Below are 25,612 nucleotides of genomic sequence, written 5' to 3'. Positions count from 1 at the left end.
GTTTTCTCCGCCGGACGGCGCGCCGGGAGGCATGATCGGTCACGTGTCGGCACCGGCCGGCACCCCCAGCACCCGCACGAGCGGCCGGCAGTGCCCGGCCCGCGCACGGAGAGGATCCGTCATGGAGTTCCGCCATCTCGGCCGCAGCGGCCTGATCGTCAGCGAGATCGCCTACGGCAACTGGCTGACCCACGGCTCGCAGGTGGAGGAGGACGCGGCCGCGGCCTGCATCCGCGCCGCCCTCGACGCGGGCATCACCACCTTCGACACCGCGGACGTCTACGCGGAGACCCGGGCCGAGGCCGTGCTCGGCCGGGCGCTGAAGGGCGAGCGCCGTGAGGGCCTGGAGATCCTCACCAAGGTCTACTGGCCGACCGGTCCCGGCCGCAACGACCGGGGGCTGGGCCGCAAGCACGTGATGGAGTCGATCGACGGGTCGCTGCGCCGGTTGCAGACCGACTACGTCGACGTCTACCAGGCGCACCGGTACGACACCAGCACCCCGCTGGAGGAGACGATGGTGGCGTTCGCCGACGTCGTCCGGGCCGGGAAGGCGCTGTACATCGGCGTCTCGGAGTGGACGGCGGAGCAGATCCGGGCCGGCCACGCGCTGGCCCGCGAGCTGCGGGTGCCGCTCGTCTCCAGCCAGCCGCAGTACAGCGCGCTGTGGCGGGTGATCGAGTCCGAGGTCGTGCCCGCCTGCGAGGAGCTCGGCATCGGGCAGATCGTGTGGTCGCCCATCGCGCAGGGTGTGCTGACCGGGAAGTACCTGCCGGGGGCGGAGCCGCCGGCGGGGTCGCGGGCGACCGACTCCAAGGGCGGCGCGAACTTCGTGGCGCGCTGGATGCGGCCCGAGGTGCTGGAGCGGGTGCAGCTGCTGCGCCCGCTCGCCGAGCAGGCCGGGCTGAGCCTGGCGCAGCTCGCGGTCGCGTGGGTGCTGCAGAACACCAACGTGTCCGCGGCGATCATCGGTGCGTCGCGGCCGGAGCAGGTCGCGGAGAACGTGAAGGCCGCCGGTGTGACGCTCGACTCCGGGCTGCTCAAGGCGATGGACGAGATCCTCGCCCCGGTGGCGGAGTCCGACCCGGGCCGGACGGCGGAGAACGCCCCGAAGAGCCGCCCCTGACGGCGCCGGTACGCGCCGCGGGCCCCGCGACCTCTCGGGTCGCGGGGCCCGCGGCGTGCGCCGGGTCAGTTCTCGAGGAAGCCGAGCATGTCGTCGGCGTGCTCCTCCTCGGCGGCGAGGATGGTCTCCAGGACGCGCTTGGTGGTCGGGTCGCCGTCACCGAGCCAGGTGATCATCTCGGTGTAGGTGGCGACCGCGATCCGCTCGGCGACGAGGTTCTCCTGGATCATCTGCTTCAGGTCGGCGGCGGGTACGTACTCGGCGTGCGAGCGGCCGACGACGCGCGCCGGGTCCATGTCGGGCGTGCCCCCGAGCTGCGCGATGCGTGCGGCCAGCAGGTCGGCGTGGCCCTGTTCCTCGTTCGAGTGCTCCAGGAACTCCTGCGCGACGGGCTCGGAGTTGAGGCCCTTCGCCATGTAGTGGTGCTGGCGGTAGCGCAGGGTGCAGACGATCTCGGTGGCGAGCGCGGTGTTGAGCATCTCGATCACGCGCGGGAGGTCGGCGCCGTACGCGGCGGTGACCGGACCGTCCATCATCTCCGAGCGGGCCCGGTCGCGGAGCGCGTGGACGTCCGTCAGGAATTCGGCCATGGTGTTCTCCCTGCCTGGTCGGGCGGTAGGTGACGCGGGGCGCCTGCCCGGGGCGTGCCGGGGCAAACACCCCTGCCCCGGGTCGGCCGGGGGCGGGCCCGGCACGCGCCGAGCACGCGCCGGGCACCCGCGGGGCTCACGCCGGACGCCACCCGACGGAACCCCGGCGCACCGGGGACGGATGGCACGGCCGCGGCGGGGCACACGGGGCGCATGACGACGACACGGGCGGTCACCGCCGGCAGACGGATCGCGCTGCCACTGCTGGCGCAGGCGGTCCTGGTGGTCCTGGTGGGCCTGCTGATCACCCATCCGCCGCACGGCTGGTGGGATCCTGCCGCGGACGGCCTCACCGGCCGGCTCGCGGAGCTGCGCACGCCCGCGGCGACCCGCGCGAGTGCCTGGTTCTCCCTGGCGGGCAGCACCGGGGCCGTGGTGGCGGTGACGATCCTGACCGTGGCGGTGCTGCTGCTCGGGAGCCGGCTGCGTCGGTGGCGGGAGGCCGCGTTCCTCTCCGGCGCGGTGTCCGCGCAGGCCCTGGTCTTCCTGCTGGCGACGGTGTGCGTGGAGCGCGCCAGGCCCGATGTGGTGCGGCTCGACGCCTCGCCGCCCACGTCGAGCTTCCCCTCCGGGCACACCGGCGCGGCCATGGCGCTGTACGGCGGTCTCGCGGTGCTGGCGGCCCTGCGCGTCACGGGCCGGTGGCGGGTGCCGCTGTGCGTGCTGGCCGGCCTGGTGCCGCTGCTGGTCGGGGCGAGCCGGATGTACCGGGGCATGCACCACCCGGGTGACGTGCTGACGGGCCTGCTGAACGGCGCGGGCGTCCTGTGGATCATGTGGCGGGCGTTCCTCGACGGCCGGGAGGAGCGGGCCGGCACCGCCGCGGCCCACGCCTCGACGACCTCCGGTGCGACCGGGCCCGCCGGTGACCCTGGGGTGGCACCGGACGGACGGCCCACCGCCGTCGTCGTCCACCAGCCGCAGCTCGTCGACCGCCGGACCCTCGACGAGATCTGCCGCGTCCTCGCCCGGCACGGCCACCACCGGCCCCGGATCGTCGCCACCTCCGCCGAGGACCCCGGCCGCGGGGCGGCCGCCCGGGCCGCGGCGGAGGGAGTCCCGCTGGTCGTCGCCTGCGGCGGCGACGGCACGGTGACGGCCTGCGCGGGCGCGCTCGCCGGCTCCGCGACGGCCCTCGCCGTCGTGCCCTGCGGCACCGGAAACCTCCTGGCCCGCAACCTGCGGCTGCCGTCGGACCCCGGCCGCGCCCTCGACACCGCCCTCGCCGCCGGGACCCGCCGGATCGACCTCGCGCGCGCCGAGGGCGACGGGCTCGACACCACCCACGTCAGCGCGATGGCCGGGATCGGCCTCGACGCGGCGATCATGGCGGACACCGGCCGCACCGCGAAGCGCCGGCTCGGCTGGCCCGCCTACCTGCTGCCCGTCGCCCGGCACCTCGGCGACCGGCGGATGGCGGTCACCGTCACCCTCGACGACCGCCCGCCGCTGCACCGCCACGCCGACATGGCCCTGGTCGGCAACGTGGGCGCGCTGCAGGGCGGGGTGCGGCTGCTGCCCGACGCCGAACCCGACGACGGGCTGCTCGACCTCGTGCTGCTGCACCCGCGCGGACCCGGCGGCTGGCTCGCGGCCGTCGCGCAACTGGCGACGGGCCGCCACCGGGCGCCGCACGACGGCTCCCCCCGCACCGGCGCGCCGTTCGAGCACTTCCGGGCCCGCCGCATCGCCCTGCACCTCGACGCCGACCGCCCGCGCGAACTCGACGGCGAACCGGTGACCCCCGGACACACCCTCACCCTGACCGTCGAGCCGGGCGCGCTGCTCGTGCACGCGCCGCAGCCCGCACGACGACCCACCGTCCCCGACGCTCCCACCGCGACCGCCGACGCCACAGCGACCGCCGATGCCGTGGCCCGGCCGGCCGTCGCCGTGCCCACCGAGAGGAACGGCTGATGGGTACCGCCACCCGGGTCGGCCGCCGCGGCCCGTCCGGCGAGGAGCTCTCCGCCGACGAGGCCGTCGAGACGCTGCGCGGCCACGGCCGACGGCAGCTGCTCGTGGACGCCTTCGTCCGGTTCCGCTACGCCGACGGGTTCAGCCATGCCCGGGCGCTCGCCTTCCAGACCGTGCTGGCGATCGTGCCGTTCGTGATCGCCGTGGTGGGCCTGTCGTCGTCGCTGCACACGCAGCAGATCGGCGAGGTCACCGAACTCACCCTCGGCCGGCTCGCCGCGGGCCCCAGCTCCGACCTCGTGCACGAGCTGCTGCGGCGGAGCCGTGAGCGGGCCGGTGACGGCGGCACGCTGGCGCTCTGGTTCGGCGCGGTGTTCTCGCTCGCCAACCTCGCCACCGCGATGTGCCAGATCGAGCGCGGCGCGAACCGCATCTACGGCATCGAACGCGACCGGCCGTTCCACCGCAAGTACGGCCGCGGCCTGCTGATGGCCCTGATCGCCGGGCTGCCGCTCGGCCTGGGCTTCGTCGTGCTGCTGGCCGGGCGCGAGATCGCCGCCTCGGTCACCGAGGTCTACGGCCTCGGCACGGGTGTCGCCGCCGTGTGGGCGGTGCTGCGGTGGCCCGTCGGGTTCCTGGCGGCGCTGCTGGCGTCCTGCGTGATCTTCCGGCGCGCGCCGCGCCGCAAGCAGCCCGGCTACAGCTGGCTGGCGTTCGGCGCCGCCGTGCACCTGGTGCTGTGGGTCGCGCTCACCCTGCTGCTGGGCGCGTACCTGCGGCTCAGCGGCTCCTTCGACGCGGTGTACGGGCCGCTGAGCGTCTTCTTCTCGCTCCTCGTGTGGGCGTACCTGACCGCCCTCGCGCTGCTGCTCGGAATCTCCTTCGCCGCGCAGCTGGAGGCGGACCGCACCGGACGGCAGGAACCCGTCCGGCCGGACCCGGGTGCCTGAGGAGGTCGGATCGGGGTATCCGGAATGCCGATGACTCCTCCCTCCCGAACCCCCCGTCCCGCGCCCGTCCGTCCCGCACGCAGCCGCCGCGTCGCGGCCCGCTGGCGGTCCTGGCCCGCCGACCGCAGGTTCGGCGTACGGCTGGCCGCCTCGGTCGTCGCCTTCGCCGTGACGGCCGTGCCGGCCGGCGTCCTGCTGGCCCTGGTCGAGGCGCGCTGGAAACCGCTGGGCGACCTCGACCGGCGCACCGCCCTGCAACTGCACACCGCCGTGCTCGGTCACCCCGCGCTGCTGCGGCTGCTGCGGGTCCTCAGCGACCTGGTCTGGGACCCGTGGACGATGCGCCTGCTCGTCGCGGCCGCCGTCGGCTGGCTCCTCACCCGCCGGGCGTGGCGGCTGGCCGTGTGGGCAGCCGCGACGGCGGTGGCGGCCGGGGTGGTCGGGCTGCTGGTGAAGGTGGTGGTGGCCCGGGTGCGGCCGAACCTGCCGGACCCGGTCGCGCACGCCGCCGGCTACTCCTTCCCGTCCGGCCACGCGATGACGGCGGCGAGCTCCTGCGCGATCCTGCTGCTCGTCCTCCTGCCGGTGATGCCCCGCGTGGTGAGGCCTGCGGCCTGGGCGGTGGCCGCCGTGTCGGTCGCCGGGGTGGGGTTCACCCGGGTCGCGCTGGGCGTGCACTGGGTGAGCGACGTGCTGGGCGGCTGGCTGCTGGGCCTGGCGCTGGTGGCCGCCACCGCGTGGGCCTTCGAGGCGTGGCGGCTGGACACCGGACGCCGGGTGCCGCCGGTGGCCGAGGGCCTGGAACCGGAACTGGGACGGACCGACGGCCTGCCCCCCGAGGACACCGCCCCGGGCGGCCCGCCCCCGGCCGCCTGAGGCCGCACCCCGCCGACCTGCGCCGCACCCCGCCGACCTGCCGGGATACGGGCGGGAAAACCGCCTTGACGCCGTCCCTAGGCTCGGGACGATGACCGACGACGATCTCAGAAGCCGCCTGCTCGCGGCGTACGACGACCAGATGCGGGGCTTCTCCTCGGGACCCGACACCGTGCGGGACCGCGACGGCTGCGTGGTGCGCCTGACCGGCGGCCACCGCGGGTTCGTGAGCACCCCGCGCGACGTCGGGGTGCGCGGGGCCGGCCTCGACGCCCTGATCGCCCGCCAGACGGCGCACTTCGCCGCGCACGGCCAGGCCTTCGAGTGGAAGACCCGCGGCCACGACCTGCCGGCCGACCTGCCCGACCGCCTGCTCGCCGCGGGCTTCACCGCCGAGCCGCGCGAGACGGTGCTCGTCGGCCGGGCCGCCGACCTCGCCGTCGACGCGGCGCCGCCCGCCGGGGTGACGGTCCGCCGCACCGCCGACCCGGCCGACCTGCCGCGGATCGCCGCCATGGAGACCGCCGTGTGGGGCGAGGACATGGGGTTCCTCGCCGACCACCTGCTCGGCCTGCTGACCGCCCGGCCCGACGAGGTGGCCGTGCTCGTCGCCGAGGCCGGCGGGGAGGTCGTGTCCGCCGCGTGGCTGATGCTCGACCGCGACCGGGAGTTCGCCGGGCTGCGGGGCGGTTCGACGCTCCCCGCATGGCGCGGCCGGGGCGTCTACCGCACCCTGGTGGCGCACCGCGCCCGGCTCGCCCTGGAGCACGGCCACCGCTACCTGCACGTCGACGCCTCCGACGACAGCAGCCCCATCCTGCAGCGCCTCGGCCTGACCGCGATCACCACGACCACGCCGTACGTCTGGACGCCCCCGGTCTGACCGGGCCGCGCCCGTACCCGCGCCCGCCGCCCGACCCGCCCGCGCCCCCGCCGCCCCTCCCGGCAGCGGGGGCGCAGGCCTGTCACCCGTGCGTGTGATCACGCCCGGGATCCGCCCCCGCCGCACCGGGAGCGCGCCCACAATCGGCCGGGTGGACGACGACGCCGACTGCCCGCCCCCACCGCCCTGCCCGCCCCCACCGCCTCCCCCACCACCGTCCCCGCCGTGCCCGTCGCCGACGGAGACGCCGACGGCAGCCCCGACCGCGACGCCCACGCCGAGCCCCACGCCCACCCCCACGGCGCCCCCCGGCCCGAGCGCGTCCGCGACACCGGCCGTGCACCACGCCGCGCCGGCGGCACACCCCCGGCCGCAGCAGCACCCGCGTCCGCACGCGGCCGCACCGGCCGCCGTACGCACCTCCCCGCCGCCGTCGGCGACGGCACAGGCCCCGCCGCCCGCTCCCCTGCCGGCCGCCCCGGTCACCGCGACCGCGACGGTCGGCCCGCCCGCCGCCGCCCCGCCGGCCGCCGCGCCCGCCCCGGGGATCGACCCGGTGGTGTGGTCGGTCGTGCTGCTGATCGTCGTCCTCGCCCCGGCCGCCCTGGCGGCCCTGATCCATCCCGTCCGACACCCGCGGAGCCGCACGTGAACCCGCTCGCCCTGCTCGGCGCCCTCGCCGCGCTGATCGTCGCCGTCGCCGGGCTGGCCGTCGCCCACCGGCTGCGCCCGGCCCTGCCCGAGGGCGAGCCGGCCCCGGAGCCGCACTCCGTCCTGTCGACGATCGGATCCGGCCTGCTCTCCGGCTTCGTCCTGCTCACGGGCTTCCTGGTGGCCACCGGCTGGGCGGCCCGCACCACGCACGTCCTCCCCCCGGTCGGCCTCTACGCGGCCGACGTCTGCGCCGGCGCGGCCGTCCTGCTGTACCCGGCGCTGGCCGGCCTGCCCTTCACCGCCCGGCACGTCACCGCCGTCGCCTTCTTCGGGGCGCTGGTCGGCTACACCCTCACCGCGGCCGTCCAGCTGAGGCCCTGACCTGCCGATAGCCTGGACGTGCCGGGCGGAACAGGGGCACCGGGCATCACGCAGCGAGCACCGAGCACCGAGCACCGAGCAGCAGATCGAGGACCATGGCGAGGACGACGCCGACACGCGGCCGGACCGGGCCCGGGCGGTGGCTGCGCGCCCGCGACCCGGAGCTGCGGACGACCTGGAACGCCGTCCGGGTCACCGCCGCGTCCTGCGGCGGTTTCTACCTCTGCCGGTACGGGCTGCACCAGCCGGTGGCCGCGATCTACGCGGTGTTCGGCCCGGTCTCGTTCGGCATCCTCGCCCGGCTCGGCGGCGGGGCCCGGCAGCGGGCCGGCACCCTGCTGGCCGCGCTCCCCGCCGCGTACGTGCTGGTGACGCTCGGCACCCTGCTGGCGGTCACGTCGTGGGCAGCCGCCGTCGGCATGCTGGCCGTCGGCTTCACCGTCGCGTACGCGTCCGTCGGCGGGCCGCGCCTGGTGGGACTCGCCAACGGCCTGCAACTGTTCTACATCCTGCCGTGCTTCCCGCCGTACGACCCGGGCACGCTGCCGCACCGCCTGGGCGGCCTCACCGTCGGCGTCGTCCTGCTGGCCGCCGCCGAACTGCTGCTCCGGCCCACCGGCCCGCCCGTCGACTACCGGGCCCGGCTGGCCCGGGCCGCGGAGGCGGTCGCCGGCCTCGCCGACCGCACCGCCGCCGCCTGCACGGACGGTGCTCCCCGGCCGCTCCCGGACACGCCCCCCGGCCTGCCCCCGGACCCGTGCCCCGCCCTCCTCGACGAGCTGCGGTTCTCCCGGATCCCCGTCATGGAGCGGCCCGCCTCCGCGAGCGCCGTCGACCGGGCGCTCGGCCACGGCGCGACCGCCCTGCGGTACACCCACGCCCGACTCCGGCAGCTCGGCCGGGCGGCGGCGCACGAGCCGTGCCCCGCCGCCGCGGGCCCGCTGCGGGACGCCGCCGCAGCCCTGCGGGACGCCGCAGCGGGGCTCCGGCCCGGCGGCCCCGTACCGGACACGCGGCGGATCGAGCACGGCATCACCGCCTTCGAGCAGCACCGCACCACCGCCGGAGGCAGCCCGACCGGCGCCGCCCCGGGCGCCCTCGCGCTGGACGCCGCCGAGGGCGCCCGTTTCCTCGTCCTCGCCACCCGGGTCAGCCGCAAGGTCCCGCTGCCGCCCGACGCGACGCCGCCCGCGCTGCGCCCCGGCCCGTTCTGGTACGCGTACCGGTCGGCGCCCCTGCTGTGGTGGGCGAGGCTCCGCGCCAACCTGACACCGCGGTCGGTCTTCCTGCAGAACGCGGTGCGCACCGCCCTCGCGCTCGCCGCCGCCCGGCTGGCGGCGGGCGCCCTCGACCTCACGCACGGCTTCTGGGTGATGCTGGCGACCCTCACCCTCATGCGGACGAGCGCCGCCGACACCCGGACGACGCTGCGGCCCGCCCTGACCGGGACGGCCCTCGGCGCCGCGGTCGCGGCCGTCCTGCTCGTCACGGCCGGGCAGCGTCCGGAGGTGTACGCGGCCGTGCTGCCCGCCGTGATGCTGGTCGCCTTCACGGTCGGCCCGCTGCTCGGCCCGGCCTGGGCGCAGGGCACCTTCACCGTCGTGGTGGCGACCGTCTTCGGCCAGCTCGCACCCGCGAGCTGGCAGCTCGCCGAGGCCCGGGTGCTCGACGTGGTCACCGGGGCGTGCGTGGGCGTCCTCGCCGGCGCGTGCGCCTGGCCCCGCGGAGGCGGCGGCGAGGTGCGGCGACGCACCGCCGAACTCCTCACCGACTGCGCCGACGCGCTGCGCGAGACGGCCGCCGTGCTCACCACCGGCACCCCCGCCACCGGCGCACTGCGACGCGCACGGCGCAGCGCCGTCCTCGCCGAGGCGACGTACGCGCAGTACCGGTCGGAGCGGCACGACCGGGTCGGCGAGGGGCCCGACTGGCAGGCGGTGCTGCTGGCCGGGCAGCACGCGGTGCGCGGCGCCGAGCCGCTGCTCGTGCGGCTCGGGCCGGGCTCGGTGCCGCGGTCGGTGGAGGGCCCGGCGGCCGCGGTGGCGGCGGCGTTCGAGCAGCGGGCCGCGGCGCTGCGCCACCGGGCCGGGAGCCGCGCCGCGCCGACGGCGGCCGCCCGCCCGTCCGCGCCGGAGGGGCTGCACGCGGTGGACGTCGAGGTGTGGCTGGACGGCCTGCTCGACGACCTCGCGGCGGCCGACGAGCCCGTGCGTGCGGGGCGGATCGTCGTCGGGGGCGCGAACTCCACCTGAGTGCCGGGCCCCGGTCCTGTCCAGGGGGTGCGGCCCGCGACGCCGACAGTCACACGGCGCGCTCGCCGTGCGGCGCCGGTGGGCGGGAGACGACGGAACGCGTAGTCAGGCCGGGGCGGGCGAAGGTAGCGTCAGGCCCGTCGGGTCCTGCGGACGGGCAGTGCGAGGACTTCCGTCGCCGGAGGACCCGGCCCTGCCCGGCCATCGCCGCGCACCCCGCCCCCGCCCTCACCTGCGAAGAGCCCCTTCAGGAGCCGACGATGGATGACGACCTTCAGCTGATCAGCGACGGCGACGGCCTGGCCGTCATCGGAGACCCGGCGGCCGTCGAACGCTTCCTCGTCTCCGAAAGACTGCCGTCGAGGGACCTCGGACTGTCGAGGCTCCGGTCCACCCTCGGCGCCGTGGCCGGAGCCGCACAGGCGGGTTCCGACATCGCAGCCGCCTCGGGTCGCTGGGTGAAGCTGACCGAGCAGTCCGCGCAGGCCCTCAAGAAGTACGGGCTGATGAAGGGTTCGCATGCGGGTGCCAGCCGCGCCGTGCTCACCGAGGGCGGCAGGATCAAGGGACTCCTCGAACTGGCGAAGCCCGGATCGTCCCTGTCCAACCCGGCGTTCCTGGCCGGTGCCGCGGGGCTCATGGTGCAACTCGCGATGCAGCAGACCATGGACGAGATCACCGACTACCTCGCCTCGATCGACGAGAAGGTCGACGACGTGCTCCGCGCCCAGAAGGACGCGGTGCTGGCGGACATGATCGGAGCGGGCTTCGTCATCGAGGAGGCCCTGACCGTCCGGGAGCAGGTGGGCCGGGTCTCCGAGGTCACGTGGTCGAAGGTGCAGGCCACGTCGATGACGATCGCGCGGACCCAGGCCTACGCGCTGCGTCAACTCGACGTGCTCACCGAGAAGATCGAGCAGAGGACCACGATCGGTGATCTCGCCAGGGCGTCCAGGGACGCCGAGGTCACGGTCCGGGAGTGGCTCGCCGTTCTGGCTCGTTGCTTCCAGCTGCACGACGCGGTCTCCGTGCTCGAACTCGACCGCGTGCTGGACGCGTCGCCGGACGAGCTGGACCGGCATCGCCTCGCACTCCGGACCGCCCGGCAGAACCGGATGGAGCTCATCTCACGGAGCACCGGGCGGCTGATGGCCCGCGTGGGTGCGGCTGTCGGCACGGCCAACACGAAGGTGCTGCTGCACCCGACCGCGTCCCCGGCCGTGGTGCATTCGAGCAACCATGTCGCGATCGCCGTCGTCGACTTCCACGGACGGCTGGGGATCGAGCGCGGTCAACAGTCGTTGGACGCCCGACGGTGGGCGGAGGCAGCCGCGGAGGCCAGGGACAAGGTACTCGAGACGGGAGCGGAGGGCGTCGACGCCGCCAGGCGCATCGGTATCGAGACCTTCGTCCGGGCCAGATCGGTGACGGGCAATCTGTCCAGCGGGATTGCCGGGCGAGTGCTCCGCCGGCGCGGGGGCGACGGGGAGCGCGACGGGGAAGGCTGAGACGCCGGAGGCGAACGCGCCGGCGGATTCGTCCCCCGGCACCCCGATCGCGACGGGCTCCGGTCCGCCGCCGTCCGCTGAGGGCGCCCATCACCGAGCCGGGTCCGCCGGACGGCGTCTCAGGGCCGGGGGGTGTGCCTCTCCGCCAGCAGGCGGAACAGCGCCAGGTTGGGGAACTGCGCGGCCTGCTGCCGTCGCCAGGTGCCGCCCGCACTCCGGTCGATCCGGATGACGCCGTCGGTCGGGTGGCCGGTGATCCGGACCTCGGCCCAGGGCAGCCGGTCGGCGCCGGAGGCGAGGCCGTCCGCGCCGAGGCTCAGGGCGCCGAACCGCACGGGGGTTCCCGCCTCGATCGAGGCGAGGGCGGCGGGCAGCTGTGCCCGGGCGACGCCCTCCTCGATGCGGTCGAGCACGGAGAAGAGACCCCCGATGCGCTGCGAGGAGAGGACGGTCCGCTGCCCGTTGCCCAGGGTGAGGTGGCAGGTCTGCACGAAGGAGCCGAGCCCGCCCCCGCTGAGGATCCGGATCTCGGTGACGTCGTCCCACAGCAGCGCGTCCTGGGTCCGGCCGCCGATGCTGTGGACGAGTCCGCCGGTGTGCACCACGAGGAGCTGATCGGCCAGGCCCTTGCGTCTGGCGGGGGTCCGGAGGGCGAACCCGAGCAGCACGACCAGCGCCAGGGCACCGAGGAGGGAGAGGATGATCAGCAGCGGCTGACCGCTCAGCACGCCGACCATGAAGAGGCCGTACACGAGGAACGCCGGCACCAGCAGCCGGGAGGCACGCGGTGCGCGGTCCAGTGTCGGTTCCCCGGCGGACGCGACCGGAGGGCCGAGTGCGCCCCAGCCGGCCGCACCGTCGGAGGGCGCCGGCGGGAATCCCGGTGCACGTCCCATGCGGCGGCTCCTCAGGTCGGTGACAGACCCCCTCAGTCTGTCCGATCGGCGCACGGCGGCACCAGGCCTCCCTGCAGACAACCGACTTGCGCAAGACGTCATCTGACACACCGACAGCGCAGGCCGATTCGGTACGGCAGGTCGGCGGGCGGCCCGGCGGGGAGCGGTGCAGGCCGACGAGGGCCGTGACCGCGCCCGGCGGGCAGGATCTCCCCGGCGAGGATGCGCGCGTCCTCGTCCGGGTTCAGCCCGTCCCCGAACACCCCGCCTGCGGCACCTACGGCTCCAGGCGGGGGTCGTCGATGTCGACGGTGGCGACCCCGGGCGGATACAGCTCCGCACGGGCCGTCAGGATCAGGTGCTGCAGCGGACGCACCGGGGTGGGCAGGCTCGTGGTGATGGCGTGGGCCAGATCCTGGCCGCCGTACCCGTCGCGGACCATGGTCGCCACCATCACGGCCGTGCTCGCGTCCAGGGGCTCGAACTCCAGCGCGGGCAGCGCCAGGACCGCCTGCGCGGCACCCTCGTCCTTGATCTCGGCCTCGACCAGGCACAGCACCGGGACCAGCAGATGCCGGAACGGGCTCCGCAGCGCGGAGTCCACGATCCGGTGCAGGCGCGAGTGGCCGGCGGCCAGCGCGGCCAGGGCGCTGGAATCCAGGATGATCACGCGCTGCGCCGGGGGGCGATCCTGGCGCGCGCGTCCGCCGCGGCGATGTCGTACACCCGCTGGAGCATGTCCGGGCCTTGGTCCAGCTCCGCGTCGGGGAGGGTCATCCCGAAGTGCTCCCGCAGCAGCCGGCGGCCCTCGGCGACGCGCTCGGCGATCTGCTCCGCGGTGGGTTGCTGCTCCACGAGCAGGGCCACCTGGGCGCCGATCGTGGTGCCGTGGGCTGCCGCGAGGGCGGCCAGACGGTCACGGGTATCAGGGGAGACCTTGATCGTCGCATCAGCCATACCCCGATCGTACACCGCCGGTACACTGGCGGTGTACGGGTGTCGGGGGCCGGGAAATCAGCCCTGTCCGACCCTGTCGACTCCCTCCCGGTGACGGTGTCGTCCGTTCCGTCCGACCGGGACGCCACCCGGTCGCGGACGCCGGCGGGCGCCACGTGCCGGCCCGTCAGGCCAGGTGCGGGAAGCGGTACTCGGTGCGGCTGGTGAGGGTCTCGCCGGGCCGCAGCACGGTGCTGGGGTAGTCCGGGTGGTTGGGTGCGTCGGGGTAGTGCTGGGTCTCCAGGCAGACCGCGGCGTGCCGGCCGTAGGGTCGGCCGTCGGGTCCGGTGAGGGAGCCGTCGAGCTGGTTTCCGGTGTAGACCTGGACTCCGGGTTCGGTGGTCCACACCTCCAGGGTGCGGGTGCCGTGCGGGGCGGTGAGGCGGGCGGCGCGGCGGAGCGCGGTGCTCTCGCCGGGGGTGCGCAGGACGAAGCAGTGGTCGAGGCCGCCGGCCGTCCGCAGCTGGGGTTCGGGGCGGGCGAGGACGTCGCCGATCCGCCGGGGGGCGGTGAGGTCGAGGGCGGTGCCGGCCACGGGTGCGGGCGGGCCGGTGGGGATGCCGTCGGCGTCGACGGGCAGGTAGGCGGGCGCGTCGACCTGCAGGGTGTGGCCGAGCACGTCGGGGCCGTCGGCGAGGGTGAAGTAGGCGTGGTTGGTGAGGTTGACGACGGTGGGCCGGTCGGTGGTGGCGGTCCAGTCGAGCGCGAGGGTGCCGTCGGTGGTGAGGGTGTAGGTGGCGGTGACGTCGAGGGTGCCGGGGAAACCCATGTCGCCGTGCGGGCTGCGCAGCGTGAGCCGCAGGGCGGCGGGGTCTCCGTCGCCGGCGGGTTCGGCGTGCCAGACCCGGGCGTCGAAGCCGTCCGGGCCGCCGTGCAGGGCGTGGCCGCGGTCGTTGACGGGGATGTGGTGCGCGCCGCCGTCGAGGGTGAAGCGGCCGCGGGCGATGCGGTTGGCGTAGCGGCCGACGAGGGCGCCGAAGTAGGGGCTCTTCTCGGCGTACTGCTCGACGGTGGGGAGGGACAGGACGACGGCCGCGCCGTGACCGGCGGTGTCGGGGACGACGAGCCGGTGCAGGATGCCGCCGTAGGTGAGGATCTCGGCGTGCACACCGGTGCCGGCGTCGAGCTGCCAGGCGTCGACGGCGGTGCCGCCGGGGGCGGTGCCGAACGGCCGGCGGCGGACGGTGGGTCGGGGCATGGTCGTTCCCTCGGGGGCGGGCGGGGCCCGGCGGGCGGGCCGGACGCGACAGGTGGTCGGGGGCGGGGCCGGCGGGCGGCCCGGCGGCGCATCGGGGCACGGGGGGTCAGGTCGCGGGGCCTCCGGTGGAGCCGCGGACGACGAGGCGGTAGCCGGGCCGTTCGCGCCGCGGTTCGGCGGGCGACAGGCCGGTGAGGCGGGCGACGAGCCGGTCGACGGCGAGGCGGGCGATGGCCTGCTTGTCGGGCGAGATGGTGGTGAGGGGGACGGCGGCGAACCGGCCGTCCTCGATGTCGTCGAAGCCGGCGACCGCGACGTCCTCGGGGATGCGCAGGCCGCGCTCGGTGAGGGTGCGCATCGCACCGATGGCGATGAGGTCGTTGTAGGCGAACACCGCGTCGGGGCGTTCGCCGCGGTCGAGGAGGGAGGCCATGGCGGCGGCGCCGTCAGCCCGGCCGTAGCCCTCGGTGACGACGACCAGCGACTCGTCGGGGACGATGCCGGCGGCCTGCAGTTCGTCGTGCCAGCCGCGCATCCGCATGTGGGCGGGCTGGCGTTCGTGGCCGGTGCGGGAGCCGAGGAAGGCGATCCGCCGGTGCCCGAGGGAGAGCAGGTGCCGGACGGCCTCGCGGGAGGCGGCGATGTTGTCGATGGCGATGTGGTCGTACGGCGCCTCGTACTCGCGCTCGCCGAGCAGCACGAGCGGCACGGTCTCGTCGCGGCCGGTCAGGTCCTCGGTCTCCAGGTGGATGGGGCTGAGGATGAGCCCGTCGATCACGTGGGAGCTGAAGCCGCCGCTGACGTGGATCTCGCGTTCGCGGCGGCCCGCGGTGTGGTCGACCAGCACGGTGTACTCGTGCCGGGCGGCGGCGTCGATGACCGCCCCGGCGAGTTCGGCGAAGTACGGGTTGCCGAGTTCGGGCACGGCCAGCGCGATGATGCCGGTGCGGCCCTTGCGCAGGTGGCGGGCGGTCAGGTTGGGGCGGTAGCCGAGCTCGTCGATGGCCTTCTGCACCTTGGCCCGCATCTGCGGGGTGACGTGCGGATAGTGGTTGACCACGTTGGAGACGGTCTTGACGGAGACGCCCGCCCGCTGCGCGACGTCCTTGAGGCTGACGCCCACGGCACTCCTTCGTTGACGGGGACCGGGCCCCGGTGGTGCCCGGGACGCGGCGTACGGTTCCGGGCACCACCGGCCGCCGGGGCGGCCGGGCGCCGCTCAGGTCGTTCTGCGGCCGCGGGCGAGGTAGCGCTGGGCGACCACGACCACGATGAGGAAGCCGCCGCTGACCACCGACTGGTAGGAGGAGTTCAGCGAGCCGATCTGGTTGATGAGGTTCTGGATGACGGCGAGCAGCAGGACGCCCCACAGGGTGCCGCTGACCGAGCCGGCGCCGCCGACCAGGAGCGTGCCGCCGATGACGACCGCGGAGATCGCGTCGAGCTCCATGCCGACGCCGACGATGGTGACGCCGGAGGAGAGCCGGGCCGCGCTCAGCGCACCGGCGAGACCGGCCAGCAGGCCGCTGAGCAGGTAGACCGTGACCTTCGCGCGGGCGACCGGCAGGCCCATGAGGGTGGCCGCGTCGGCGCTGCCGCCGACGGCGAACAGCGTCTGCCCGAAGGAGGTGCGCTGCAGCAGCACACCGCCGAGGCCGAACAGCGCGAGGGCGATGAGCAGCGGGTAGCCGAAGCCCCAGACGGTGCCCTGGCCGAGTTCGGCGAAGGCGGAGCCGCGCGGCACCAGGTAGGTGGTGGCACCCTCGTCGGTGAGGGCGAGCAGCAGGCCGCGGGCGGCGAGCAGCGAGGCGAGCGTGACGATGAACGGTGCCATGCCGGCGCGGGCGACGAGGAGGCCGTTGACGGCGCCGATGGCGCCGCAGACGGCGATCGGCAGCAGCAGCGCGGGCACGATGCCCCACTGCGAGGCCCAGGCGGCGAGGACGCCGCCGAGGGCGAAGACCGAACCGACGGAGAGGTCGATGCCGCCGGTGATGATCACCAGGGTCATGCCGAGGGCGACGATCGCGAGGAAGGACGCCTGGACGGTCACGCCACGGGCGTTGTCCAGGGTGCCGAACGTCGGGTAGACGACGGACGAGACGACGACGACCAGCAGCAGCACGGCCAGCACGCCCTGCCGCTGCAGGAGCGACAGGAGGCGCTCGCGTCCGGTCGTCCCGGCGGCCGCGCCGCTCGGGCGGGCGGGCGGGGCCGGGGGTGCGGAGAGGCCGGCGGCGGGCTCGGGCAGGCCGAGTGCGGGGGTGTGGTTCATCGGGATCGGCGCTCCCGTGCGACGTAGACGGCGGCGAGGATGATGGCCGCCTGGGCGATCTGGGCGGTGGAGTCGGGCAGGTCGTGCTTGACGAGGGTGGCGCGCAGCAGCTGCATGAGCAGCGCGCCGGCGACGGTGCCGAGCACGCGGACGGAGCCGCCGGTCAGCGGGGTGCCGCCGACGACGACGGCGGTGATCGCGGACAGCTCCATCAGGGTGCCGAGCGAGGACGGGTCGCTGGCGGTGAGCCGCGCGGTGGCGAGCACGCCCGCGAGCGCGGCGAACACGCCGCACAGCACGTACACGCCGATGAGGAGGCGCTTGACGGGGAGTCCGGCGAGGGCGGCCGCGGCCCGGTTGCCGCCGACGGCGACGACCTGGCGTCCGAAGGTGGTGCGCTGCACCAGGAACGCGACGGCGAGGGCGAGGACGCCCGCGACGACGACGACCAGCGGGATGCCGAGCACGCTGTTGGTGCCGAGCGCCAGCAGGTCGGGGTTGACGATCTGCTTGAGCTGCCCGTCGGCGATGACGAGGGCCAGGCCGCGGCCGCCGACGAACAGGGCGAGGGTGGCGACGATGGGCTGCAGGCCGACGACGGACACCAGGGTGCCGTTGATCGCGCCGACCACGGCCCCGGCGAGCAGGGCGATCAGCAGGGCCGGCACCAGGCCGTAGCCGAGGTAGAGCGGCAGCAGGGCGGAGGCCAGCGCCATGGTGGAGCCGACGGAGAGGTCGACGCCCTCGGTGCCGATGACCAGCGCCATGCCGAGGGCGACGATCACCACGGGGGCGACCTGCACGAGCTGGGTGCGGAGGTTGTCGGTGGTGAGGAAGCGGTCGGTGAACAGCGCGTTGAACACCACCAGGGCCGCGAGCGCCGCGTAGACGCCGTACTCCTGGAACCACGCGGAGCTGGGCAGCCGGGTCAGGCCGCGCGTGGGGGCGGCGGTCGCCTGGGTCATCGGGGGTCCTCCTTGCCGGCGCTCGCCGGGCGGGGCTGGTCGGGTGCGGCGGGGGCCGGTCCGGCGGCGGGCGCGCCGTGGTCGGCGAGGACGGCGAGGAGTTCGCTCTCCCCCACCTGGTCGCCGGTGAGTTCGCCGGCGACGGCGCCGCTGCGCAGCACGACGATGCGGTCGGCGCCTTCGACGAGTTCCTCGATGTCGGAGGAGATCAGCAGCACGGCCAGTCCCTCCTGGGCGAGTTCGTCGATGAGGGCCTGCACCTCGGCCTTGGCGCCGACGTCGATGCCACGGGTCGGCTCGTCGAGGAGCAGCACCGTGGGTTCGAGGCAGAGCCAGCGGGCGAGGAGCACCTTCTGCTGGTTGCCGCCGGAGAGTTCGGAGACCTTCTGCTCGGGGCTGGACGCCTTGATCCGCAGGCGTTCCATGAAGATCCTGACGACCTTGTCCTGCCGGGCGCGGGAGACGATCCCGGCGCGGGACAGCCGCGGCATGGCGGCCAGCACGATGTTCTCCCGTACCGACAGGCCGGGGATGATGCCCTCGGCCTTGCGGTCCTCGGGGAGCATGCTGATGCCTGCCCGGATGGCGCCCGCGGAGCTGGGGCGGCGCAGGGTGCGGCCGCCGACGGAGACGGTGCCGCCGTCGAGCGGGAGGGCCCCGGCGATGGCCTTGGCGGTCTCGCTGCGGCCGGAGCCGAGCAGGCCGCCGAGGCCGAGCACCTCGCCGGGGCGCAGCGCGAGGGAGATGTCGTCCAGCTGGTGGCGGCGGGTGAGGCCGTCGGCGGTGAGGACGGGTTCGCGGGCGACGTCGTGCCCTTCGTCGCCGAAGCCGGTGACGCCGTGGCGGCGGACCTCGGTGATGTCGCGGCCGAGCATCATGGAGACGAGTTGCATGCGGTCGAGGTCGGCGAGGTCGCCGGTGTGGATGTGCCTGCCGTCGCGGAGCACGGTGACGCGCTCGCACAGGCGGTAGAGCTCGTCCATGCGGTGGCTGACGTAGAGGATGGCGATGCCGCGGGCGCGCAGCTCGCCGACGACGCGGAAGAGCGTCTCCACCTCGCGCGGTTCCAGCGAGGAGGTCGGTTCGTCCATGACGACGACCTGCGCGTCGACGGAGACGGCGCGGGCGAGGGCCACCATCTGCTGGGTGCCGATGCCGAGGGTGTGCAGGGGGCGGCGCGGGTCGACGTCGATGCCGAACCCGGCGAGGAGTTCGGCGGCCTCGCGGTGCATCCGCGGGAAGTCGATGAGGCCGAGGCGTTTGACGGGTTCGCGGCCGAGGAAGATGTTCCGCGCCACGCTCATGAGCGGGACGAGGTTGACCTCCTGGTAGATGGTGGAGATGCCGGCCTGCTGGGCCTCGGAGGGCCGGGCGAAGCTCACCGGGCTTCCGGAGAGCAGGAGTTCGCCGTCGTCCGGGCGGTGCACGCCGGTGAGCACCTTGATCAGGGTGGACTTGCCCGCCCCGTTCTCCCCCACGAGTGCGTGGGCCTCGCCGGGTCGCAGCGAGAAGGAGACGTCGTCGAGGGCCACCACGCCGGGGAATCGCTTGCTCACGCCGCGGGCCTCCAGCACGGGCGTCGCCGTGGGGAGGGCGGTGCCGGCGGGCCTGGTGGCCGCCGCTTCGGGGGGTGCCATGGTTCTGGCCTTCCGAGGGTCGATGGAGGGTGGTCTCCGGGCCCGCCGCGCGTCGGGGAGGTCGCGGCGGGCCCGGAGGGTGGGGGCGCGGGTCAGTACGCGCCGGCGACGGAGGCGGCGGCGTTGGCGGAGTCGTAGGCGCGGTCGGTGATGATGACGCTGTCGGCGATCGACTCGCCCGCGAGGAACTTCTGCAGGGTCGCGAAGGCGAGCGGGCCGAAGCGCGGGTTGGACTCGATGACGCCGTTGTACTCGCCGGCGGCGAGCGCCTGCACGGCGTTGCGGGTGCCGTCGATGGAGATGACCTTGACGTCCTTGCCGGGCTTCTTGTTGGCGCTCTTGAGCGCGGTGACGGCGCCGAGGCCCATCTCGTCGTTCTCCGCGTAGACGGCGGTGATCTCGGGCTTGGACTGGATGAGCTGCTCCATGACCTGCTGGCCCTTGTCGCGGGCGAACTCGCCGGTCTGCTGCGCGACGATCTCCAGGCCGGGCGCCTTGGCCTTCAGCTGGTCGACGAAGCCGTTGGTGCGGTCGGTGGTGACGTTGTTGCCGGACGCGCCGAGCAGGATGGCGACCTTGCCGGTGCCGCCGGTGGCGGCGATCATCGCGTCGGCCGCGCGCTTGCCCTGCTCGACGAAGTTCGAGCCGATGAAGGTCAGGTAGTCCTTGCAGGCGGTGGCGTTGACCTTGCGGTCGACGGTGATGACCGGCACGTGCTTGGCGGCGGCCGCGTCGAGGGCGGGCTGCAGGCCGTCGGAGTTGAGCGGGGCGACGATGAGGAGCTGTGCGCCCTGGTTGAGCATGTCCTGGATGTCGCTGATCTGCTTGGAGAGCTGCGACTGCGCGTTGGTGGTGAGGAGCTTCTTCACGCCCAGCTTCGCGGCCTCGTCCTTGATGGACTGGGTCTCGGCGATACGGAAGGGGTTGGCCTCCTTCTCGGACTGCGAGAAGCCGACGATCGCGTCCTTCAGGTCGATCTTCGGGGTGCCGGTGCTCTGCAGGGTGCAGCCGGCCCCGGTGGCGGCGGTGGCCGAGCCGGCCGGGCTCTCCGCGACCTGCGCGGCCTGTCCGTCGCCCGAGCCGGCGGACGGGGTCTCGGACTTGGCGCAGCCGGACACGACGAGGGCGGCGGCGGCGAGCAGCGAGGCGGCGGCGAGCGTGCGGGATCTGCGCGTGATGGTCATGACGGGGACACTCCTTGGCGAGGGGGAGACGCACCGCGCCGGACGGGTGGGCCGACGACGCGGTGGGGCGGGGGGTGCGGGGTGGGACGGCGGCGACCGGGTCCGCCCGACGCCTGCACACGGGGCTGGGAAATCCGGTGCAGGAGAGAGCGGTAAGAGGTCCGCAGGGCCTCTCGGCGTCGCTGTTTACAACGTTATATAGGCCGCCCGATCCGTCGGGCAAGAGTGTTGCGCGCGCATTTCCGTTTCATTCCCCGACCGGCCCTCCATGACGGCTCCGCGCCAACGCGGCCGGAGGTGCCGGGGGTTGGCGGAGTGGTGCTCACCGTTCACCCTGCCGGGCGGCGGCCGCCCGCGCCCTCCCCTGCCCACGGCGCCCCGGGCCGGAGAAGCCGCAGGTCGAGGCCGCACCCGCCGGCCGGCCGGCCCGGCCGCGGCGCACCCGGAGGCGTACGGCGCCGCTGCGCACCGGCCTCGCGGAGTGGCCCGTTCCGTTCCGCCCGGGCCCGTCGGCGGAGGCTCCGTCAGCCGCCGTGCACCGCACGGCGACAGGCTCCGGACGGGCCGTCCGGCCGCCGGCGGCCGATTCCGCGGACAGAACTGCCCGTCGGGGGCTGGACACGGCCGCAGGGTCGTGCTGTCATTCTCGCTGTCCCGCTTTTCCAACGTTGTGCAACGGCCGCCACCCGGCCCGCGAACCCCGCTCGCCGCCGCACCGCCGGCCACCCACCGGCCCGCCCCGGCTCCACCGGACGGCGCCGCGCCGGGCTGCCCGCGGCACCCCGGCCACCGCTCCGACCCCCTGCCCCGACCGTTCGACCGGACGGCCCGTTCGTCAGAACGGCCAGGGCCCCGGCGCGCCGCCTCCCGGCGGCCCGGCGCCCGCACGTCCCCCTCCCCGGCACCACCGTGCCGTGACCGCCCCGGCCCCCTCCCGCCGGCGCGCCACCACCGTCGCTCTTCGCGACACCCCCACCACGTCCCCGGGCAAGCGGGTCGCCGCCCGGGGAATGCCCCACCACCCTCTACTCCCCCGTGTGAGGAGCCACCGCATGACGCGACAGCCAGCCACCCGAGACCGACGCAGGACGTGGGCGCTGCTGCTGGCAGCGACCCTCTCGCTGCCGGTGGTCGGCCTGGTCCCCGGTACCTCGTCCGCCGCCCCGGCCGACACCGCGACCACCTTCGCCGCCGCCGATCCCAGCATCCAGGCGCACGGCCTGAAGGGCGAGTACTACCGGATGTCGGCGCCCGGCGCCCGCGACTTCGCCGAGCTCGGCGGCACGGCGCTCGACCCGCAGATCAACATGGCGGGCCTGGCGTCCACCTTCGAGGCGATGACGGGCCGCCAGGAGAACACCACCGCCCGCTGGACCGGCCAGATCGAGGCCCCCGCCGACGGCGACTACACCTTCTACGCCACGGGCGACAACGGCTTCCGCCTCTTCGTCGACGGCGTCGCGGTCATCGACCACTGGGTGCCGGACTGGGACAGCGAGCAGACCAGCGCCGCCGTCCACCTCACCGCGGGCGTCAAGCACGACTTCAAGCTGGAGATGTTCCAGGACGTCGGCGGCGCCAACATGTTCCTGCGCTGGTCGAGCCCCGCGCTGCCCAAGCAGATCGTGCCGGAGGGCGCCTTCACCCCGCCCGCCGGGTTCAGCGTCTACCCCGTCGCGCTGGCCGTCGCCGAGGACGGCCTGAAGGTGCAGGCCACCTTCGAGGGCAGGGTCGGCAACGCCGCGGGCATCGCCGACCACCTGCGCATCGAGGCCGACACCACGCCCATGCCGGTCAAGTCCGTCGCGAACGCCTCGGGAGACAGGAACTCCCTGATCGTCAAGCTCTCCGAGCCCGTCCAGAAGGGCCAGCAGGTCCGGGTGTCGTACGACGGCGCCGGCGGCCTCACCTCCGGCGGCGAGACCGTGCCGCAGATCATCCGGACGGCCGCCAACGCCTCCACCCACCGCCTCACCACCCCGTGGACCGACAAGGTCGACAAGAACCACCCGCTGCCCGAGTACCCCCGGCCGCAGCAGGTCCGCGACGACTGGCTGAACCTCAACGGCCCCTGGCAGTTCGCCGGTGCGGCCGCGGGTGAGCAGCCCGTCTTCGGCAAGGACCTCGGCGAGAAGATCATCGTGCCGTACCCGGTCGAATCGATGCTCTCCGGCCTGGAGCGGCACGAGGACCACATGTTCTACCGGAAGACGGTCACCGTCCCCAAGGGCTGGAAGATCGGCTCCGGCCAGCACCTCAAGCTGAACTTCGGCGCCGTCGACAACAAGGCCACGGTCTGGGTCAACGGCACGAGGGTCGCCGAGCACACCGGCGGCTACACCGGTTTCTCCGCCGACATCACCGACGCCCTCAAGGGCACCGGCCCGCAGGAGATCGTCGTCGCGGTCACCGACACCGCCGGGCCCGACCAGCCCCTCGGCAAGCAGTCGGCCAACCCCGGCGGCATCGTCTACACCCAGTCGTCCGGCATCTGGCAGACCGTCTGGATGGAGCCCGTCGCGGCGACCTCCGTCGAGAGCGTCACCACCACCCCGGACATCGACTCCGGCACGCTCTCCGTCACCGTCAACTCCCCCGGCGCCCCCGCCGGCACGCTCGTCAAGGCCGTCGCCAAGGACACCCAGGGCAACGTGGTCGGCTCGATCAGCGGCCCCGCCAACACCCTGCTCCACCTGCCGGTGAGCAACCAGCACCTGTGGACGCCCGACGACCCGTACCTCTACGACCTCAAGGTCACGCTGACCAGCGGCAAGCAGACCGACACGGTCAAGAGCTACTTCGGCATGCGGAAGATCGCCATCCAGGACGTCGGCGGCTACCAGAAGATCGTCCTCAACGGCAAGCCGATCTTCTCGCTCGCCGAACTCGACCAGGGCTTCTGGCCGGACGGCCTCTACACCGCGCCCACCGACGCGGCCATCACCTTCGACCTCAAGGCGCAGAAGGACCTCGGCTTCAACGCCGTCCGCAAGCACATCAAGGTCGAGTCGCCGCGCTGGTACTACCAGGCCGACAAGCTGGGCCTGCTCGTCTGGCAGGACTTCGTCTCCGGCGACTTCCGCACCACCGCCGGCCAGCAGGAGTTCGTCGCCGAGGGCATGGCGGAGATGAAGCTCCTCCACAACTCCCCCTCCCTCATCGGCTGGATCGTCTTCAACGAGGGCTGGGGCGAGTGGAACCGCGAGGAGACCGGCAAGCTCACCGACGCCGTCAAGGCCGCCGACCCGTCCCGCATCGTCAACGCCCACAGCGGCGTCAACTGCTGCGCCTCCAAGGGTGACTCCGGCAAGGGCGACATCATCGACCACCACGACTACGGCAACAACGACCCGGCGTTCCCGGACAGCAAGCGCGCCGCCATGGACGGCGAGCACGGCGGCTTCACCCTCCGCGCCCCCGGCCACATGTGGCCCGGCGCCCCGACCGTCATCTACAGCGGCGTGAACGACAAGGCCGCGCTCACCAAGAAGTACGTCGACAACACCGAGACGTTCTACCTCGCCGCCGCCGGCGCCGAGCTCTCCGGCTCGGTCTACACCCAGGTCACCGACCTCGAGAACGAGCTCAACGGCCTCTGGACGTACGACCGCCGGCAGATCAAGGTCGACCCGGCCCAGGTCCGCGCCATCAACCTCAAGGTCATCGCGGCCGGCGCCGCGGCTGGCGCCCGCTCCGAGCTCAAGGGCGGCGGCTCCTGGTCCCTCGACGAGGGCACCGGCACCACCGCCGCCGACCAGGGCCCCAACAAGGCCTCGATGACCCTGACCGACGGCACCACCTGGACCCCCGGTGTCAGCGGCAGCGCCCTGAAGTTCAACGGCCAGTCGCAGTACGCCCAGACCGCCGGGCCCGTGGTCGACACCACCGCGAGCTACTCGATCTCCGCCTGGGCCACCCTGGACGCGCTGCCCGGCAACTACGCCACCGTGGTCAGCCAGGACGGCCGCCGCACCGAGAACCCGTTCTACCTGCAGTACGGCCAGGGCGCGTTCGCCTTCAGCGTCCCCGGCGGTGTCCGGGCCCGGCTGCCGATCACCCCGCAGCTCGGCCACTGGTACCACCTGGTCGGCGTGCACGACGCGGCGGCCGGCACCATCGCCCTGTACGTCGACGGCACCCTCGCGGCCACCGTGCCCGCCGGATCCGCCGACGTCTCCACCGGCCCGCTCAGCCTCGGCCGCGCCAAGTGGAACGGCGGCAACGTGGACTTCTGGAACGGCTCGATCGACCAGGTCCACGCGTACGACAAGGCGCTGACCGCGGCGGAGGTGAGCGCCCTGCACACCGCCGAGCAGCCCGCGTAGCGCCCGGCCCGCACCACCCCGCGCCGCCCCCGGCGGAGGATCCCCCGCCGGGGGCGGCGGCACACCTTCCGGACGATCCCGGGGATTGAAGCCCGCAGGGGCGGGCAGGCGCGCGGCGGCCCGGAACGTCCGGTCCCGGAACGCGAAGGAGGTCACCATGAGCATGGTGAAGGAATCCATCGACGTCGACGTGCCCCTGCACAGCGTCTACGACCAGTGGACCCAGTTCGAGGAGTTCCCGCGCTTCATGGAGGGCGTGGAGGAGGTCCGCCAGACCGACGACCGGCACTGCCACTGGCGCACCAAGGTCGCCGGCGCCCGGCGCGAGTTCGACACCGAGATCGTCGACCAGCTGCCCGACGAGCGGATCTCCTGGCGCACGATCGGCGGCGACGTCCGGCAGATGGGCGTCGTCACCTTCCAGCGGCTGGACGACGCCCACACCCGGGTCAGCCTCGCCATGGACTTCGAACCGCACGGCATGGCCGAGCGCACCGGCGACCTGCTCGGCGTGCTCGACCGGCAGGTCAAGGGCGACCTCAAGCGCTTCAAGGGCTTCATCGAGGAACGCGGCGGCGCCGAGAGCGGCGGCTGGCGCGGCCGGATCTCCCCCGGCGGCCTCGGCACGGACGGCCCCGCCACGACCGGCGCGCTCCCCGACGCGCCGCCCCGCGAGACCCCGCAGTCCCGGATGACCGGCGAGGGAGCCCCGCCGCCCAACCCGTACGGCGGCGAGACGTACGGCAGCGAACCGTACGGCGGTGAGCGGTACGGCACCGACCCGGGCAGCGGCAGGCCGTACGGCACCGGGCCGCTGGACGACCCCCGGACCGCGCCGCGCCCGGCCGACCCGGACGACATGCGGCACGGCTGAGCCGCCGCCGTCCGCGACGGCTGCACGGAGCGGAACAGAGCGGGAACAGAGCCGGAGGGGGTGCC

General features: G+C 74.6%; 20 protein-coding genes and 1 pseudogene. 11 read left to right on the top strand and 10 right to left on the bottom strand.

The features are described from left to right. The first annotated feature begins 121 nt into the window (after positions 1-121). The gene (locus OG335_RS36390; RefSeq protein WP_405009609.1) at positions 122-1,126 is read left to right on the top strand and encodes an aldo/keto reductase family protein; all 1,005 of its coding nucleotides are present in this window, start codon (positions 122-124) and stop codon (positions 1,124-1,126) included. Positions 1,127-1,191: 65 nt separating this feature from the next. On the opposite strand, the gene OG335_RS36385 is transcribed toward OG335_RS36390, so the two are convergent. Then, complete coding sequence (locus OG335_RS36385) at positions 1,192-1,716, bottom strand: bacterioferritin (RefSeq protein ID WP_405009610.1); 525 nt, start codon at positions 1,714-1,716, stop codon at positions 1,192-1,194. Positions 1,717-1,929: 213 nt separating this feature from the next. On the opposite strand from OG335_RS36385, the gene OG335_RS36380 reads away from it, so the two are divergent. The 8 genes from OG335_RS36380 to OG335_RS36345 all read left to right on the top strand — a co-directional run bounded on the left by OG335_RS36380 (position 1,930) and on the right by OG335_RS36345 (position 11,197). Continuing rightward, positions 1,930-3,693, top strand: coding sequence for a diacylglycerol kinase family protein (locus OG335_RS36380; protein ID WP_405009611.1), 1,764 nt, complete (start codon positions 1,930-1,932; stop codon positions 3,691-3,693). After that, positions 3,693-4,643 (top strand): YihY/virulence factor BrkB family protein, encoded by a 951-nt coding sequence (locus OG335_RS36375; RefSeq protein ID WP_405009612.1) that lies wholly within the window; start codon positions 3,693-3,695, stop codon positions 4,641-4,643. Before OG335_RS36380 ends, OG335_RS36375 begins: the two co-directional genes overlap by 1 nt. A gap of 30 nt (positions 4,644-4,673) precedes the next feature. Then, entirely contained in the window at positions 4,674-5,519 is an 846-nt protein-coding gene (locus tag OG335_RS36370) for a phosphatase PAP2 family protein (protein ID WP_405009613.1), read from the top strand. Positions 5,520-5,610: 91 nt separating this feature from the next. Further along, a complete protein-coding gene (locus OG335_RS36365) occupies positions 5,611-6,402 on the top strand; it encodes a GNAT family N-acetyltransferase (protein WP_405009614.1) in 792 nt (263 codons plus the stop codon). A 337-nt stretch (positions 6,403-6,739) separates the two neighbouring features. Continuing rightward, a complete protein-coding gene (locus OG335_RS36360) occupies positions 6,740-7,054 on the top strand; it encodes a hypothetical protein (RefSeq protein WP_405009615.1) in 315 nt (104 codons plus the stop codon). Beyond that, a complete protein-coding gene (locus OG335_RS36355; protein ID WP_405009616.1) occupies positions 7,051-7,437 on the top strand; it encodes a hypothetical protein in 387 nt (128 codons plus the stop codon). Before OG335_RS36360 ends, OG335_RS36355 begins: the two co-directional genes overlap by 4 nt. A 95-nt stretch (positions 7,438-7,532) precedes the next feature. Then, positions 7,533-9,689 (top strand): FUSC family protein, encoded by a 2,157-nt coding sequence (locus tag OG335_RS36350; RefSeq protein WP_405009617.1) that lies wholly within the window; start codon positions 7,533-7,535, stop codon positions 9,687-9,689. A 260-nt stretch (positions 9,690-9,949) separates the two neighbouring features. Then, on the top strand, positions 9,950-11,197 hold the full coding sequence (locus OG335_RS36345) for a hypothetical protein (RefSeq protein ID WP_405009618.1): 1,248 nt from the start codon (positions 9,950-9,952) through the stop codon (positions 11,195-11,197). Positions 11,198-11,316: 119 nt separating this feature from the next. On the opposite strand, the gene OG335_RS36340 is transcribed toward OG335_RS36345, so the two are convergent. From OG335_RS36340 to OG335_RS36300, 9 genes are all read right to left on the bottom strand, one after another. Then, positions 11,317-12,093: a DUF6585 family protein gene (locus OG335_RS36340; protein ID WP_405009619.1), complete on the bottom strand. Its 777-nt coding sequence runs from the start codon at positions 12,091-12,093 to the stop codon at positions 11,317-11,319. A gap of 277 nt (positions 12,094-12,370) precedes the next feature. Next, on the bottom strand, positions 12,371-12,763 hold the full coding sequence (locus OG335_RS36335; protein ID WP_405009620.1) for a hypothetical protein: 393 nt from the start codon (positions 12,761-12,763) through the stop codon (positions 12,371-12,373). Then, on the bottom strand, positions 12,760-13,050 hold the full coding sequence (locus tag OG335_RS36330; protein ID WP_405009621.1) for a hypothetical protein: 291 nt from the start codon (positions 13,048-13,050) through the stop codon (positions 12,760-12,762). Before OG335_RS36330 ends, OG335_RS36335 begins: the two co-directional genes overlap by 4 nt. A 166-nt stretch (positions 13,051-13,216) precedes the next feature. Continuing rightward, the gene (locus OG335_RS36325) at positions 13,217-14,287 is read right to left on the bottom strand and encodes an aldose epimerase family protein (protein WP_405009622.1); all 1,071 of its coding nucleotides are present in this window, start codon (positions 14,285-14,287) and stop codon (positions 13,217-13,219) included. 106 nt (positions 14,288-14,393) lie between these two features. Further along, positions 14,394-15,410, bottom strand: coding sequence for a LacI family DNA-binding transcriptional regulator (locus OG335_RS36320; RefSeq protein WP_405009623.1), 1,017 nt, complete (start codon positions 15,408-15,410; stop codon positions 14,394-14,396). A gap of 96 nt (positions 15,411-15,506) precedes the next feature. Continuing rightward, positions 15,507-16,562 carry an ABC transporter permease gene (locus OG335_RS36315; RefSeq protein ID WP_405009624.1) on the bottom strand — a complete coding sequence of 352 codons (1,056 nt, stop codon included), beginning with the start codon at positions 16,560-16,562 and terminating at the stop codon, positions 15,507-15,509. Then, on the bottom strand, positions 16,559-17,527 hold the full coding sequence (locus OG335_RS36310) for an ABC transporter permease (RefSeq protein WP_405009625.1): 969 nt from the start codon (positions 17,525-17,527) through the stop codon (positions 16,559-16,561). Before OG335_RS36310 ends, OG335_RS36315 begins: the two co-directional genes overlap by 4 nt. Next, a complete protein-coding gene (locus OG335_RS36305) occupies positions 17,524-19,164 on the bottom strand; it encodes a sugar ABC transporter ATP-binding protein (protein WP_405009626.1) in 1,641 nt (546 codons plus the stop codon). The genes OG335_RS36310 and OG335_RS36305 overlap by 4 nt, the downstream gene beginning before the upstream one ends. A gap of 92 nt (positions 19,165-19,256) precedes the next feature. Beyond that, the gene (locus OG335_RS36300; RefSeq protein WP_405009627.1) at positions 19,257-20,348 is read right to left on the bottom strand and encodes an ABC transporter substrate-binding protein; all 1,092 of its coding nucleotides are present in this window, start codon (positions 20,346-20,348) and stop codon (positions 19,257-19,259) included. A gap of 1,052 nt (positions 20,349-21,400) precedes the next feature. On the opposite strand from OG335_RS36300, the gene OG335_RS36295 reads away from it, so the two are divergent. Next, the gene (locus OG335_RS36295; RefSeq protein ID WP_405009628.1) at positions 21,401-24,673 is read left to right on the top strand and encodes a LamG-like jellyroll fold domain-containing protein; all 3,273 of its coding nucleotides are present in this window, start codon (positions 21,401-21,403) and stop codon (positions 24,671-24,673) included. Between the two features lie 157 nt (positions 24,674-24,830). Further along, positions 24,831-25,292 (top strand): annotated as a pseudogene (locus tag OG335_RS36290) (SRPBCC family protein); the annotation flags it as partial. Positions 25,293-25,612 lie beyond the last annotated feature (320 nt).

The organism is Kitasatospora sp. NBC_01539 (assembly GCF_045040525.1).
Lineage (GTDB): Bacteria > Actinomycetota > Actinomycetes > Streptomycetales > Streptomycetaceae > Kitasatospora.
This window is presented reverse-complemented; position numbering and strand designations above follow the sequence as displayed.